The following is a 14,505-nucleotide window of genomic DNA, read 5'->3' as shown; positions in this document are numbered from 1 at the left end:
CCATCCTAAAATGAATTCACCAAAAAGTTTTTTTAACTCTGTTTTAGAACGAGACTAAAAAACAATCACTTAAAAAATCACTCAGAAAACAATCACTTAAACAGTCTGAGTTTTAATAGTCTCAAGATAGCTTCTGATATTGCTAACGTAGTGCATCGCTTGCCCATAACGGCTGTTGGACGCTCTGTTTTCAGCAAGGTAAGCATAGATATTTGCCCAGCTTTTGTCATCAATACCCTGAGCTCTCAGTTTACGTTGAATGCTTTTTACGGCATTCGGACCCATATTATAGCCAGCAAGGGCAAACCAAATACGGTCAGTTTTGGGTACATCGGCAAAGTCTGACTTCATTTGCTCTAAATAACGTGCGCCACCACCAATGCTTTGATAAGGGTCGACGCGATCTGAGACGCCCATGGCTTTTGCTGTATTGTTGGTCAGCATCATTAGCCCGCGTACACCTGTTGGCGATACCGCATTGGCGTCCAAATGTGACTCTTGATAACCCATGGCCACCAGCAATTCCCAGTCGTGATTGTAGTTGCGCGCTTGCTCTTCAAACGAAGATTGATAATCAGGCAGTTTTTCCGTAAGCGTTCTTTGGAAGTGATCCTGACTATAAGCATCTTTTAGCAAGTTTTGATTATAAAAAGCCGCTAGCTTTTGGGTGTTTTCAAGCTTGATACTGTCGCATAAAAAGTAACTGGCTTTTTGCGATAGCGGATCATTGGCTGAATTGAAAGTCCAGCTGACCTTGGGATGTAGACCATTTTTGGTCAAGCTGGCATCATAACCGCAGCTGACATTGACAGAAGACAAATTTAGCTGGCTTTTGAGTTGGGTGCTGGCGGTCGTCAACGCCATATCAGCATTACCTGATTTCACCGCTCTGAGAGCAGCTTTTTCACTGGCATAGGCTTTTAGATTGACATCTACGCCTAGCTCATCAGCATAGGTACGTACCAAGTCATAACCGAAGCCGTGCTGAAAACCATCCGTCGCAAAATAAGTGCTATCTCCAGGGACAGCGGCGATGGTTAAGGTATTCTCCAGCATGACATGATCATAAGTTGGCACTTGTGAATCCATGGTAGTAAAACTCTCAGCTGGTAAAGAGAGCAGGGCAATACTAGAAACTTGTGCCAGTTTTTTGGTTCTGGCAAAACGACTTGAAGTAACAGGGTTAACGGATGTAACGAGGTTACTTTTAGTGTTCAGTAGGCGTTTAGATGGACGCAGTAAATATGAGATACGGCGTTTGGCCCCTTGCGCAGATACTTTTACACGATAAGTAATACGCTGCATGGATGTCTCCTAGTTTTAGCCATCCTTCTTACCGCAAAAACACGTACAAATATATGACCATAATATTGACATATATCGATATCGCATCTTAAATAAAGTCGCACCTTTTAATAGGAAAAATGCCACTCTATCTTGTTGGACTATAGCGCCACTAGCGTACTCTCTCTAAGAGTTAGTGGGGTAGTTTGTCGTCAGCCAGCTATCGGTGCGTTATAAAAGCGTTCTAAAATAATGTTTTTATATTAATTTTAAAAACTGGACGCACAACGACGCGAAGGATATAAATCAGATGATTCCTTCATCGATAACTAAATATGGCTAGTGGCCAAACAACTATATGTCAAACACAGGTAAGGTCATGATTAAGTCATTGAGACAAAGACATCGTGCAAAATCTTGATGTAATCATTTGCTAATTAAGCAAATACATTCATCTGTTTTTACGATGCTAACTTTAATGGCTGGCTATACCTTGACTCACTAGTAATAGGATAGCTGGCTGCTAAAGTTTTTTGTCCAGCAATAAGGGTAAGTAAAATAACCAAGCTTGATAGTTTGTGTCGCTTTTTATCAAACAGGTGATTTAATACCATCATCGCGACACTAAAAATAAAAAAATACCATGTTGCTAAAACATATAGTGCAAACATAGTATTTCAATAGATAGCAGTCTAAAGCCTTATCACTTATGTAGCATGATAAAGTCTCAAATGACTACCAGCATTATTTTAGTGCCATAACCGGAAGCTGTAATAAATGGGAAGTTTCATGACAAAACGTTCTTTCTTCAAGTACTAATATGCGGTTATATAGTGGATTATTCAAGTTAAGTTAAGAAAAGAGCGATAAAACTTAACAATTGGACTATAGACGGTAAGAAATGCCCTCATTATTGCTACATTGGCTAAAACTTGATTAATATTATGGGCTTTCTTACACTATATGTTTCAGTTACTACTGAGGTGGTTTCATGATGACTAAGTTTAATAACTAATTTAATGGTTAGGCTGGGTTATCGATGTCAATGAAAGTCACTGGCAAACCAAATTTCTGGGCAACTATCTCACCTAGCGCTTGAATACCGCCACGTTCGGTTGCATGATGACCACAGGCAAAGTAATCAATACCAAGCTCGCGCGCGATATGCGTGGTACGTTCTGATATCTCACCAGAGATAAACGCATCGCAGCCCATCGTGGCAGCTTGTTCAATCATATCTTGCGCGCCGCCTGTACAAATACCGACACGTTTGATAAGCCTTTTATTCTCTGCCTCTTTACTAGAATTATACTCGGCGGCGATATGTAGCGGTGTACGCCCTAATGCTTGCGTAATCTTTGCTATCAGGTCATCGGCACTTTGCGGTGTACAAGTAGCGATATTGCCAACAGGATGTGACTCAGCAGGATAGAGCGCACCAGTGATCGTCATATCCAACATGTCAGCGAGTTTTGCGTTGTTACCAGTGACAGGATGCGCATCAAGGGGCAAATGATAGCCAATCATAGAGATACCGTGCTGCATCAATTTGCGAACGCGTCGACCTTTCATACCAGTGAGAGGGGCAGGTTCGCCTTTCCAAAAATAACCATGATGTACCATGATGGCATCGGCATTGGCAGCGATGGCAGCGTCAATCAAGGCCTCACAAGCCGTTACACCGGTTACGATACGCTGGATCGGACGTCCACCATCGACTTGTAGGCCATTTGGCGCATAGTCTTTAAACACACTAGCGGATAAGTAGTCGTCACAGAATTGTGTCAACGTCTGAGCGCTGATGTTTTGATTATTCGATTCAGCTGTCGTATGATTTGCAGTCATTAGGTTTTCCTATCGTCAATGAAATATGTGCAGTAAAGTGCAGTCGATCAAGTGAGCAAAAATTATGAGTTATTTGTAAGGGCTGTTTTTTAGTTTGATCCTTTATTAGAGTTATTTTAGCATGCTGGTGTAAGCAAACAGATAAGCTGGATAACTGAAATGGTACACGATACGTTACTATTTAATAGTATTGCGGTTATAATTTATACATGTGAGTCTGCCTAGCTGATGGAGCAATTGATTACACGATTAATGGGTCAATAGCAGTCCAGCAATTACCATTGGCTCACTTCGTTTTTCACTGTCTGTTTGCATTAAATTTATAGAGGTTTTATATGTCGTCATCCCGGAACACCAATAACAAGGCGTCTTTATTAAAATGGTTACCTTGGGTCTTATTGCTGCTAGTATTGGCAGCGTTTATCTGGTTGTTCACGAGTATGAATTCGACGTCGGAGGCCACGTGGGAGCCACCAAGAACCCCACCTGCGGAGCAGCAAGCGTCAGAACCAGTGGCAGATACGCCAGCACCTATTTCTTCTTATCATAATGCGGTTGCCCGTGCCTCGCAATCCGTGGTCAATATCTATACCACCCAGACGATGGCAGAGCATCCGTATATGGATGATCCTATACTGCGTCGGTTCTTTGAAGATCATAGTGGGCCTTCCCAAGACCAAGGGTCAACCAACTTAGGTTCAGGCGTGATCGTATCAGAAGATGGTTATATCGTGACCAATGCTCATGTGATCGAAAAGGCAGATGAGATTACAGTCGCGTTTAACGATGGTCGTAAGAGCCGTGCCAGAGTCATCGGTACCGACCCTGATAGCGATTTGGCAGTGATCAAGGTCGATATGACAGGATTGACCCCACTTGGCTTCCGCGAAGATCCTATTCGCGTGGGTGATTTGGCACTGGCGATTGGTAACCCGTTTGGTGTCGGTCAGACCGTGACCCAAGGCATTATCTCAGCGACTGGACGTACGGGGTTGGGTGTCAATAAGTTCGAAGATTTCATTCAAACCGATGCCGCGATTAACCCAGGTAATTCAGGTGGTGCGCTGGTCGATGCTCGCGGCGAGTTGGTGGGCATCAATACGGTTATATTCTCGCGCTCTGGTGGCTCGATGGGCATTGGTTTTGCCATTCCAACAGCGCTGGTTGAGCAAGTAATGAATGCTTTGATTAAAGATGGTAAGGTCAGTCGCGGCTGGCTAGGTATCGAGATCCAATCGCAGCTACGTGATCCAACGCAGCTTGAGACCTCAACAGGCGTAGAAGTGCTAAACGTCATCGATCAAAGTCCAGCGGCAAAGAGTGGTCTACGTGTCGGTGATATCGTCCTGACAATCGACGGTGTGGAAATGACAGATGCCAATACTTTGATTCAGTACGTTGCTCGCAAAGCGCCAGATACTGAGCTTGATGCACAGATACTACGCCAAGGTAAGAATGCGCAAGTAAAAATAATGCTAGAAGAGCGCCCAGCACAAGAGCCTATCGAGCGTCCTGTCGTCCTACAAGAGGGAAGCATAGGCGGAATGGAAGAGGGCGAGATGCCCGAGCGAAGTATTCAGAACGATGAAGAAGCGCCCATGATGTCAAAGGCTGAGCGTGATCGTATGCGTGAAGAGCTGATGAAGCTGTTTGAACAAGACACCGCAGCACAGTAATTTGTCATAACGATGTGCTGATTCATAATGTGTTTATGAGACAGCATATTCATTTAGCTAATAGACTAAAAAAGCGCGCTATCTTATATAGATAGCGCGCTTTTTTTGTGCTTACTTTCTCTACTTTACGATAGGCTCATGATTGATATAGATGACGCCTTGCACACGGCAGCAGCAGGGCAGGATTTCATCTTCGTCAATCATCGCGAGTGGCTCAAACGGATAATCAATGGTGTGTGAGCTGGCAATCCGCTTGACTCGGCAACTGCCACAGTAGCCTTCCTTACATTGATAATTGACTGCATGTCCAGTGCGCAGCAGTCCATCGAGCAGACTTTCATCATCATGCAAGTAAAATTGCTTCTTACTCGTCATTACCCAAGTCATAGTTTTATCCTATCTTTTTATAATATGGTCAATCCTAAATAAAATAAGTACAATTATTATAACGTGCTACTGGAATAAATTTTACTTGCTTGCTGTGCCTACGCAGACAGAGGCTGCGCAAAACTTATCCCAGCAGCACTACACTTATTCTATGATGAATTGACTATATTAAAAGCTCAATCTTGAAAAACTATCTTCTACAACTCAAAGTCATCAAAATCACTGTCTGACAAATCAGAATCAATCTGACCAACCAAGTACGAGCTGATTTCTGTCTCTTGCGGCGCGACTTGCACATTGTCAGACGACAACCAAGTATTGATCCATGGAATCGGGTTTGATTTAGAGTTCGGGAATACAGATGGCAAGCCAACGGCTTCCATACGTAAGTTGGTAATAAATTCGATATATTGGCACAGAATGTCTTTATTCAGACCAATCATCGAACCATCTTTGAACAGATAGCCTGCCCATTCTTTTTCTTGCTCGGCAGCTTTGCGGAAGATTTCAATGCTTTCTTCATAACACTCTGCGGCAATCTCGACCATTTCAGGATCGTCACGACCATTGCGCATGAGATTAAGCATATGCTGCGTACCCGTCAGATGTAGCGCTTCATCACGAGCGATTAGCTTGATGATTTTGGCATTGCCTTCCATTAGCTTACGCTCAGCAAAGGCAAACGAGCAGGCAAATGACACATAAAAGCGAATGGCTTCTAAGACGTTGACCGCGACGATACACAGATACATCTGCTTTTTCAGTGATCGCAAATCGACAGTCACTTCCTCGCCATTAACATTATGCGTACCAGCACCGTACAAGCTATATAGCTGCGAGTTGCGGTACAGATCATCGTAATATTGGGCAATGTCAGAGGCACGCTCTAAGATATGCTCGTTTTGCATAATGTCATCAAAGATGATGTTTGGATCATTGACGATATTACGAATGATATGAGTATAGCTGCGCGAGTGAATGGTCTCAGAGAATGACCATGTCTCAATCCACGTCTCTAGCTCAGGAATCGAAACCAATGGCAATAGCACCACGTTTGGGCTACGACCTTGGATAGAGTCGAGTAGGGTCTGGTATTTGAGGTTACTCAAAAATATATGCTGCTCATGCGAAGACAGGTTGCCAAAGTCCATACGATCTTTTGACACATCAACTTCTTCTGGACGCCAAAAGAACGACAGTTGCTTTTCAATCAATTGCTCAAAGATTGGGTGCTTTTGTTGATCGTAACGCGCCACGTTGACCGGATTACCAAAAAACATCGGCTCTTTTAGCGCATTGTTTGGCGTTTGAGAAAAAATCGAGTAAGTCATGGGACTGCCTTTATAATTGATACGGTTATTGATTTATATAGTTGTGACTGGCTTTCATTTGATTGTATTACAAGTTTTCTAACGATATCTGTGACGACTCTTGTCCATCGTTCATATAGGCTTTGAATATCTCACTCAGCTCGCTATCGTCCAATCCCTCTAGCTCATCGACGGCACTCTGGCGCAGCGTATCCAAATCCATGTCTTCTGCTGGTTTTTTTGAGTCTTTTTTGGTTGGTCTTGCCGTTGGCTTTTTGGCTGCTTTTGCGATGCTTTTTTTGGCGACGGCTGTCTTTGATGCTTCACTGCTACTTAACTGCTGACGCACCTCTGCAATATCAACCTCGACTTGTACGATATGCGAGCCACCATCGTTTAGGTCTGAAAATACGTTTGGGATAAACAAACCACCGTCTTTGATGATTGCGGTATATTGCACATGACCTCCGTCGTTTTAGTTCTGTCTAGGTTTTGATTATGGCAGTAGCCAATCCCGCCTACCGCTTGTATCTGCCTAGCCGCTGGTGTGCAGTCTATTGTGTCTGGTAGCGTTCCAACGTTCGAGCGACCACTCCCAGACTGAGACTGCATCGCCATCAGCGTTGGCAGGATACCGCTATAGTCGGGGCTAAACGACCTCTTTGAAGCAAAGTTGGTCAATTCTTTTAAAAATATTTAAAGTTCTTTATCGATCTCTTCACCAATAACATCAAGATAAGCTTGCAAATCAATAGCTGGAATAGTTCCTATAGCTTGCTGAAGATATTGAGTTAATTGCATAAAGAAAGTAATTAAGGAGTTTTCAGGTCGACTAAAATGTAATTCTTTAAATTCTCTTTTTTCATAGTACTCATTTATTCGTTTAATAAAATCAAGTTCTTCAGTGTTTTCCTCACCATTATAATCAACAAAGAAGCTGCCATAATCAACAACGCAGCCTAAATCTATACCTTGAAGATCTTTCAAGCTTTTAATATGCCTCTCAATTGTTTTATTATTACGATTATCATAAGTATTAGTAGTAGCTAAGATACCACCTAGAATTTTAGTTAGTGGTCTAGGAGGAAAAGTTCTTCCCGAATTAATCATTGATGTAGAGGTACGAGTCAAGCGTCGAACACTTTCTATCTTCTCACCTGCGTAAGTTATATAATTCCCAGAACCTTTAACACTTCCTTGAATATCCGGTTTAACTTCAAATACTGCATACACACCCTCAGCAGGAACATAGTGGAAACCATTTTGCGTAAAGATAAATGGGGTAAAGTAATTATCGTAAATAACTACATCAATTTGATGACTAGTGTTTCCTAAGTGGTCTATAACTATAGCTTTATCAATACTATAACGATTTGGCAAATAACTTCTTAACCACTCGATCCATGCATTCTCTAATGAATCACCTTTTGAACCAGGATGATGTATGAAAGCTCTATTAGTACTTAGTTGAGCAGACATTTGCTGTTGCATGCTTGCAAACAACTCTGGTAGTGCAATCTTATTCATATAGTTCTAACCTATTATTATTAAGAACAAAAAAATTAAAATCCTTCAAACTATCGCTAGTAATACTCAATATAAGTAAGATAGGATTATCAATTTTTACGCTTTTTTCGCGAGCAATACTAATCATGGCATTTAAATCTGTTGAGCTATAATATGCTTCACCATCTGGATGAGTATGCCACTCACCAATATAGTAGAGTCCTTTACTTATGAACAATTTTTCAAACTCTGTTTTTAAATAGCTGGACTCTCTAGTAAATTCAATTCGACTACTCTTAAAAATATCTGCTGTGATTGATTGTTTAATATACAAGGTTGTAAAATCATCAGAATATTTGCCAATCAAAAAGCCACCATACTCTTTAGGGTAGTGTCCACAGCTTGACTGATAAATACTTTTTAACAAGCTATCTTCGACTACTAATTTCAAATTCTTGTAGTGTTTGGTAATAGTCAAAACTTACTCACTTTCAAAGACTCATAATTATTATCTTGATTAATTACAAAGCTATTCAGCTGTTTGTTACTAACCATGATATTGATATGTTTTAGAGCAAAATGTATAAGTGTGGAAATATCGTTATAAGAAGCCTTGAAAGTAGGACTCCAGCAGCCTAAAGGATTATATAAATCTTCAACGTCATTTTCTAAAATATTATCAAACTGATGTCTAACGAACTTATAAGTATTTGGTGATACACCACAGACGAGTGATTGAGCGTGATTAGTAATAGATAAGTTAATGATAATGGATGTAATATCAATTTTATCTAAAATATGCATTAAATCATCATCTGTAGAACAGTCAAATATATAATCATAGTTTGATAATTCTGCTCTGATATTATCAGCAAAAAGTTCGACGTAAGAATCGGATTTCAAATACTCTGTAAAAAGACTATCACTAGCTATAATATCGATAAAAGGTGATATTTTATAAAGTAAAGAGCGTAACTCATCTACCTTATTAGCATAAGCATATATAAACTCATATTCAGAACGACAAATATTTTCGGGTTTTTTAATATCATAATCAACTAATGATATGTCTCTGCAGCCACACCTCGTTAGAGTTTTAGCAACATTACTTCCAACTGCACCCACACCAATAACCAGTATCTTTGCATTAGTTAAAGCTTTGTTGAATGCCCCACGTCCAAAAAAATAAGAGTAAGATGAGTTATTTGTTACTGCCCATGTAATATCCTTATTTTTCAGTTTATAAATATACTTACCGTTTATATCAGTTGAACCTTCAAAGATACTCTCGTCGATATTAATCAATGCTACTTGCCAATGTACATTTTTATCTTTCGTATGAAAACCTATAAATAAAGGTATTGGTAATCTGCGATTATATGTGCTTCTTACACTAATCACGTATCTGGAGAGATACTGTAGAAAATCTTGGCTAACTAAACTTTCGAAACTTTTCCAGTTATCAAGAGAAAATCGCTGGTTAACAGCTGGAGTATCTTCAATAAAGACATACAGTCCTTGCTCACTCTGATTAGCACTCATGTAGTGAGAGTTCCAGTCACAATTTTTAACCGTAAAATTTGAATGGTCAATAAAACTTTGAGCTAAATAATTGCTCATACGACTTTTATAGTATGGCGAGCTAGTTAATGGTTTGAGAGAAACCGTCCCAAACTCTCCCTTTTTAAAGCTTTCTTTTATATCAGTAAACTGATAAGAGTAATGGCTACCTTCGAAAGCATCGTTATTGACGATTAGATGCTCATAATGACTATCTTTTTCCTCTTTAACTATATATTTAGTAATCCAGCTTTTAATTGCATCGAAATCCTGTATTAACTTCTGTCTGAAATCAATACAATGTTGGTTATGGAAACATACTGAGCCATCACTCATTACATGACTGTATTCAATCAGATCAAGATTATTAAAGCTTATGGTTTCAGAACCACTAAATTTAAATGGATATTGAGAACTGATTGTCACTTCAAAAGTTATTTCTTTATTAAGACCCTCAAAGTCAAAAGCTATATTGAAACTTACGAGATTGTTATCGAAGTTAAAATCTCGTAAGTTAGTTACGTAGCTTATGCTACCAATAGTATCTAATAGCTCTTCTTTAGAGAATCTCATATCTAACCAAAACGCTGTGTAGATGAAGGCGTAGAAACTGGGCTAGCTCCAGCAACACCATAGCTCAAACTATTATTGTTAGATTCTTCAGAAAACTCCTCGTTTTTCTCAAAATAGTATTCAATTTGTTTTTCGTTGTTTCCAATGTTAGTTAGCATCAACTCAAAATCACTTCTTAGCGAGTTTTTTTGATATGGTTCTAACGTATTTATTAAGTCATTAGCGCCATTGCCTGGATCAGGAAGCTTGAATGTATCGTTCTCAATATTGTCTACGACATATTGGAGAACAGCCTTAAATTGCTCCCATAAATTACCCGTAGGCGAGGTATAGCCATAAGCTTTAATAACTAAAAGTTCAAAAAAGAAAGATTTATATTTTTTAGAGTGCTGAAACTTCCAAATCTTTAGTAGTCTAATAATTTTTCTTTCATTTTCTTTTCCGCTTATATGATCAATTTGATTTTTAATATTTGTTTTTAGATACCCAGTTTCTGATGGATCTAAAGAGTTAATATGAAGATTTAAATTTCTTGTCTCAGTATAACCATCTACTCGTGTTTCTCGAGCAGGTACGATATCTATTTCAATATCATCTTCTTCAAAAGCTAGCCCAATAGAAACACCTTGCTTTCGAACAGTAGTTCTATCATTAAACTTATCATTTAACTTTTCATAAATATCGTTGAACATATCTTCTAGTGTATTGAAGCTTTTATATTTGAAAGGTACAACTGCGTCCAAGTCAAATTTTGTATTAACAGCAGTGTGCTTACTGTAAGATCCTGAATCGAAAGGACTGTAAATTTTGTTACCATATTCGCTATTCAAGAAATCTTTAATTTCATTGCGTCTATCTCTATACTTATCGAAAACATCTTTTATGTGTTTCATTTTATGTGTTTCAAGCACTTCTTGTAGATAGTTACTTTTATAGTCAGCCATTAGCTTAGTCCTCTAAATAATATTTATAAGTTAGAACTGTATTTACACAGATTCAATCAACCTAAATCTTACAAGCCCCACCAGCACAATCATCTTCCATATCCGCTTGGGCGTCGTTCGCACCATCACGAGTGTTATGGTAGTACAACGTCTTCACACCCATTTTATAAGCGTTTAGCAAGTCTTTTAGCAATATCTTCATCGGTACACGGCCACCTGCATAACGAACGGGATCGTAGTTGGTATTGGCAGAGATACTTTGATCGACGAACTTCTGCATGACAGCGACCAGCTTTAGGTAACCGTCATTGTTTGGCATTTGCCATAGTAGCTCGTACTGATCTTTTAGCTTATCAATTTCAGGCACGACTTGTTTTAGTATGCCATCTTTTGACGCTTTGATAGAGACCAGACCACGTGGTGGCTCGATACCGTTGGTCGCGTTGGCGATCTGACTAGAGGTCTCAGACGGCATCAAGGCGGTTAGGGTAGAGTTGCGTAGACCGTGCTCAGTGATCTCGCCACGTAGCGTTTCCCAATCGAGATGTAGCGGCTCTTGGCAGATTTTGTCCAAGTCAGCTTTGTACGTATCAATCGGTAAGATACCTTGTGAATATGTAGTCTCATTGAACGCAGGGCAAGCGCCTTGCTCTTTTGCCAATTTGTTTGAGGCTTTCAAGAGATAGAATTGCAATGCTTCAAACGTTTGATGCGTCAGACCAAGCGCGCTGTCGTCTGAATAGCGCACGCCATTCTTGGCAAGGTAATAAGCATAGTTGATCACGCCCACACCGAGCGTACGGCGACGCATGCTGCCGTTTTGAGCGGCTTTGACTGGATAGTCTTGATAATCGAGCAAGGCATCAAGCGCACGAACGATTAGCTCAGCTGGCTCTTCGATATCGCTGACGTTTTCGACTTTACCCAAGTTGACCGCTGATAGCGTACAAAGGGCGATTTCGCCTTCTTCGTCATTGATGTTATCAAGTGGCTTGGTTGGTAGAGCGATTTCCATACATAGGTTTGACTGGCGAATTGGCGCAACCGTTGGGTCAAATGGGCTATGGGTGTTGCAATGGTCGACGTTTTGGATATAGATACGACCAGTACTCGCGCGCTCTTGCATCATTAGGCTGAACAAGTCTGCTGCTGGGATTTGACGGCTACGAATAGCAGGGTCGTTCTCGTACTTGGTGTATAGCTCTTCGAATTTGTCTTGATCTTCAAAGAATGCATCATACAAGCCAGGAGTATCGCCTGGTGAGAATAGCGAGATGTCTTGACCTTTGATTAGGCGCGTGTACATTGTTTTGTTCAACTGTACACCGTAATCCATATGACGGACACGGTTGTCTTCGACACCGCGGTTGTTTTTCAGTACCAGTAATGACTCCACTTCCAAATGCCATAGTGGGTAGAATAATGTCGCAGCACCACCACGGACGCCGCCTTGTGAGCAGCATTTAACAGCTGTCTGGAACAATTTATAGAATGGGATACAGCCAGTATGCTGCGCTTCGCCGCCACGGATAGGGCTACCAAGGGCGCGGATACGACCTGCGTTGATACCAATACCAGCACGCTGTGATACATAGCGTACGATGGCGCTGGTGGTCGCATTGATAGAGTCTAGGCTATCACCACATTCGATCAGTACGCACGAGCTAAACTGGCGCGATGGCGTACGCACACCTGACATGATAGGTGTTGGTAGTGAGATTTTGAATTGTGAGGTTGCATCATAGAAGCGCTTCACATAGTTCATGCGTTCTGATTTTTCGTAACGGCTGAACAAGCACATACCGACCAGCATGTACAAAAACTGCGGGCTCTCGAAAACGGTTTTGCTCACGCGATCTTGTACCAAGTATTTACCTGCCATTTGCTCAACAGCAGCATAAGCAAGGTTCATATCGCGCCAGTGATCGAGATACTCTTCTAACTCGTCAAATTCAGCACGGCTATAGTCAGCTAGGATATGCTCATCATATTTACCAGCATTGGTCAGCGTTGTAACGTGATCGAATAGATGTGGCGGCGTGAATCTATTGTAAGCAATCTTACGCAGATGGAAAATGGCCAAACGCGCCGCTAGATATTGATAATCAGGCGTCGTTTCAGAGATCAGGTCGGCGGCAGATTTGATGATGGTTTCGTGAATGTCACGAGTCTTGATACCTTCATAAAACTGGATGTGCGACTTTAGCTCAACTTGCGACACAGACACGTTGTCCAAGCCGTGAGCGGCCCACGCTATCACCTTGTGAATTTTGTCTAAATCAATAGGCTCTAAACGTCCATCACGTTTGGTTACTTGGATTTTGTCAATATGTGTCATGCTGGCCTCTATTTTGATTGCTTATTGTGATGCTGCGCGCTGAATCGGCGGCAGACATTCTTTATAACGCTACGATGCTGGGTTGCGATAGCCAGTTTTTTTAGGCAAAAAACTACCGCTACTCATAATGATGATTAAAATCACTGAGTACTACATATAGCGTGTTTGTTAATTGGTAGGCACAATATAGCGGGAAAATTTTGAAAATACTATATTGATTTTAGACTAAAACTATGTTGCTGCGAGGTTGTGAGCTGTCCATATTATGGCAAAGGACGATGGGATAAGGGTTAGACGCAAATGCGCTCATCATAAATTTTTTGTAAAAATATCGTGGCGATTTGATTTTTATTTTATCGGTTATTGTCGACTGATAATAGTGATCAGAGCGGCAATAATGCGGGCGCAGATTGTACACCAAACCATAAAAAATCGCCACCCGTATGTTATCAATAGTGAGTGACGATTTCGACGGAAAAGGGGTTGTTTTTTTCTAAACACCCATTACCTGTTTATACGACCATGCGAACCGTTTTTGCATCGTCAAGTGACGCATAAAGCGTATTCACTTGATCGGCTGCTGTGAGGTATAAATTGACACGCGCTGAATGAAAGCGACCCGTTTTCGACGGTTTGACTTCTATAGAGGCCAAATCAAAATCAGGGAACTGGCTACCGAGGATCAGCTTCACTTCATTAAGCAAGCTTTCATGCTCGCCTTCATGACCAATGATGCTCAAAGGGTAGTTCATTGGAAAATCCCACAGCTCTGGATTTTGAATGTCGGTTTTTTTGCCTTTTAAGACACCTTCATTGGGTGTCAGATCCGTCATGGTGACGTCTTTGGTGTTTTGGTTGCTGCTTTGATTAGTGTTTTGATTATCAGTATCTTTTGAATCATCACTCATGATGTTTGCCTCGTTTTTTTAGATATGAGCTATAGTTGAATTCAAATAATTTCGATACAAGGAAACCGAGCGCAAGTTATACATTAGTATGCTTAGCGAGGATGACGATGTAGCGGATTTATATGGATTTGGCTATATTTGGATAAGAGCTTTATTGCCCATTTATAGTGGCAC

The 14,505-nt window shown here is 40.8% G+C and carries 12 protein-coding genes; 1 reads left to right on the top strand and 11 read right to left on the bottom strand.

All coding sequences use genetic code 11. The features are described from left to right. Positions 1-96: 96 nt before the first annotated feature. Both IOD06_RS01740 and IOD06_RS01735 read right to left on the bottom strand, forming a co-directional pair. Positions 97-1,305, bottom strand: a complete 1,209-nt coding sequence (locus tag IOD06_RS01740; RefSeq protein ID WP_189581371.1) for a transglycosylase SLT domain-containing protein — start codon at positions 1,303-1,305, stop codon at positions 97-99. Between the two features lie 1,002 nt (positions 1,306-2,307). Beyond that, positions 2,308-3,129, bottom strand: coding sequence for a Nif3-like dinuclear metal center hexameric protein (locus IOD06_RS01735; protein ID WP_194618786.1), 822 nt, complete (start codon positions 3,127-3,129; stop codon positions 2,308-2,310). A 335-nt stretch (positions 3,130-3,464) separates the two neighbouring features. On the opposite strand from IOD06_RS01735, the gene IOD06_RS01730 reads away from it, so the two are divergent. Further along, complete coding sequence (locus tag IOD06_RS01730) at positions 3,465-4,805, top strand: S1C family serine protease (protein WP_194618784.1); 1,341 nt, start codon at positions 3,465-3,467, stop codon at positions 4,803-4,805. Positions 4,806-4,925: 120 nt separating this feature from the next. Here the strand turns inward: IOD06_RS01730 and yfaE are convergent, their stop codons facing one another. The 9 genes from yfaE to IOD06_RS01685 form a co-directional block, all read right to left on the bottom strand. Then, positions 4,926-5,192, bottom strand: coding sequence for a class I ribonucleotide reductase maintenance protein YfaE (gene yfaE, locus IOD06_RS01725; RefSeq protein WP_194618782.1), 267 nt, complete (start codon positions 5,190-5,192; stop codon positions 4,926-4,928). 197 nt (positions 5,193-5,389) lie between these two features. Further along, entirely contained in the window at positions 5,390-6,523 is a 1,134-nt protein-coding gene (gene nrdB, locus IOD06_RS01720; protein WP_010198779.1) for a class Ia ribonucleoside-diphosphate reductase subunit beta, read from the bottom strand. Positions 6,524-6,590: 67 nt separating this feature from the next. After that, entirely contained in the window at positions 6,591-6,962 is a 372-nt protein-coding gene (locus IOD06_RS01715) for a hypothetical protein (RefSeq protein ID WP_194618780.1), read from the bottom strand. Positions 6,963-7,198: 236 nt separating this feature from the next. Continuing rightward, positions 7,199-8,029 (bottom strand): DUF6602 domain-containing protein, encoded by an 831-nt coding sequence (locus IOD06_RS01710; protein WP_194618778.1) that lies wholly within the window; start codon positions 8,027-8,029, stop codon positions 7,199-7,201. Further along, positions 8,022-8,486, bottom strand: coding sequence for a Mov34/MPN/PAD-1 family protein (locus IOD06_RS01705; RefSeq protein WP_227669837.1), 465 nt, complete (start codon positions 8,484-8,486; stop codon positions 8,022-8,024). The genes IOD06_RS01710 and IOD06_RS01705 overlap by 8 nt, the downstream gene beginning before the upstream one ends. Further along, the gene (locus IOD06_RS01700; protein WP_194618776.1) at positions 8,483-10,141 is read right to left on the bottom strand and encodes a ThiF family adenylyltransferase; all 1,659 of its coding nucleotides are present in this window, start codon (positions 10,139-10,141) and stop codon (positions 8,483-8,485) included. The genes IOD06_RS01705 and IOD06_RS01700 overlap by 4 nt, the downstream gene beginning before the upstream one ends. Before the next feature lie 2 nt (positions 10,142-10,143). Continuing rightward, a complete protein-coding gene (locus tag IOD06_RS01695) occupies positions 10,144-11,085 on the bottom strand; it encodes a nucleotidyltransferase (protein WP_194618774.1) in 942 nt (313 codons plus the stop codon). Positions 11,086-11,146: 61 nt separating this feature from the next. After that, positions 11,147-13,423, bottom strand: coding sequence for a class 1a ribonucleoside-diphosphate reductase subunit alpha (gene nrdA / locus IOD06_RS01690; RefSeq protein ID WP_194618772.1), 2,277 nt, complete (start codon positions 13,421-13,423; stop codon positions 11,147-11,149). Between the two features lie 512 nt (positions 13,424-13,935). Continuing rightward, entirely contained in the window at positions 13,936-14,256 is a 321-nt protein-coding gene (locus IOD06_RS01685) for a YbeD family protein (RefSeq protein WP_051000722.1), read from the bottom strand. Positions 14,257-14,505: the final 249 nt, after the last annotated feature.

It is taken from the genome of Psychrobacter sp. N25K4-3-2 (assembly GCF_015351755.1).
In the GTDB taxonomy this organism is placed as follows: domain Bacteria; phylum Pseudomonadota; class Gammaproteobacteria; order Pseudomonadales; family Moraxellaceae; genus Psychrobacter; species Psychrobacter glaciei.
This window is presented reverse-complemented; position numbering and strand designations above follow the sequence as displayed.

Excerpts from the sequence above, each read along its gene's own strand:
- yfaE (WP_194618782.1), bottom strand. The coding sequence starts at position 5,192 with ATGACTTGGGTAATGACGAGTAAGAAGCAATTTTACTTGCATGATGAT.
- IOD06_RS01695 (WP_194618774.1), bottom strand. The coding sequence starts at position 11,085 with ATGGCTGACTATAAAAGTAACTATCTACAAGAAGTGCTTGAAACACAT.
- IOD06_RS01700 (WP_194618776.1), bottom strand. The coding sequence starts at position 10,141 with ATGAGATTCTCTAAAGAAGAGCTATTAGATACTATTGGTAGCATAAGC.
- nrdA (WP_194618772.1), bottom strand. The coding sequence starts at position 13,423 with ATGACACATATTGACAAAATCCAAGTAACCAAACGTGATGGACGTTTA.
- IOD06_RS01710 (WP_194618778.1), bottom strand. The coding sequence starts at position 8,029 with ATGAATAAGATTGCACTACCAGAGTTGTTTGCAAGCATGCAACAGCAA.
- nrdB (WP_010198779.1), bottom strand. The coding sequence starts at position 6,523 with ATGACTTACTCGATTTTTTCTCAAACGCCAAACAATGCGCTAAAAGAG.
- IOD06_RS01730 (WP_194618784.1), top strand. The coding sequence starts at position 3,465 with ATGTCGTCATCCCGGAACACCAATAACAAGGCGTCTTTATTAAAATGG.
- IOD06_RS01735 (WP_194618786.1), bottom strand. The coding sequence starts at position 3,129 with ATGACTGCAAATCATACGACAGCTGAATCGAATAATCAAAACATCAGC.
- IOD06_RS01685 (WP_051000722.1), bottom strand. The coding sequence starts at position 14,256 with ATGACGGATCTGACACCCAATGAAGGTGTCTTAAAAGGCAAAAAAACC.
- IOD06_RS01740 (WP_189581371.1), bottom strand. The coding sequence starts at position 1,305 with ATGCAGCGTATTACTTATCGTGTAAAAGTATCTGCGCAAGGGGCCAAA.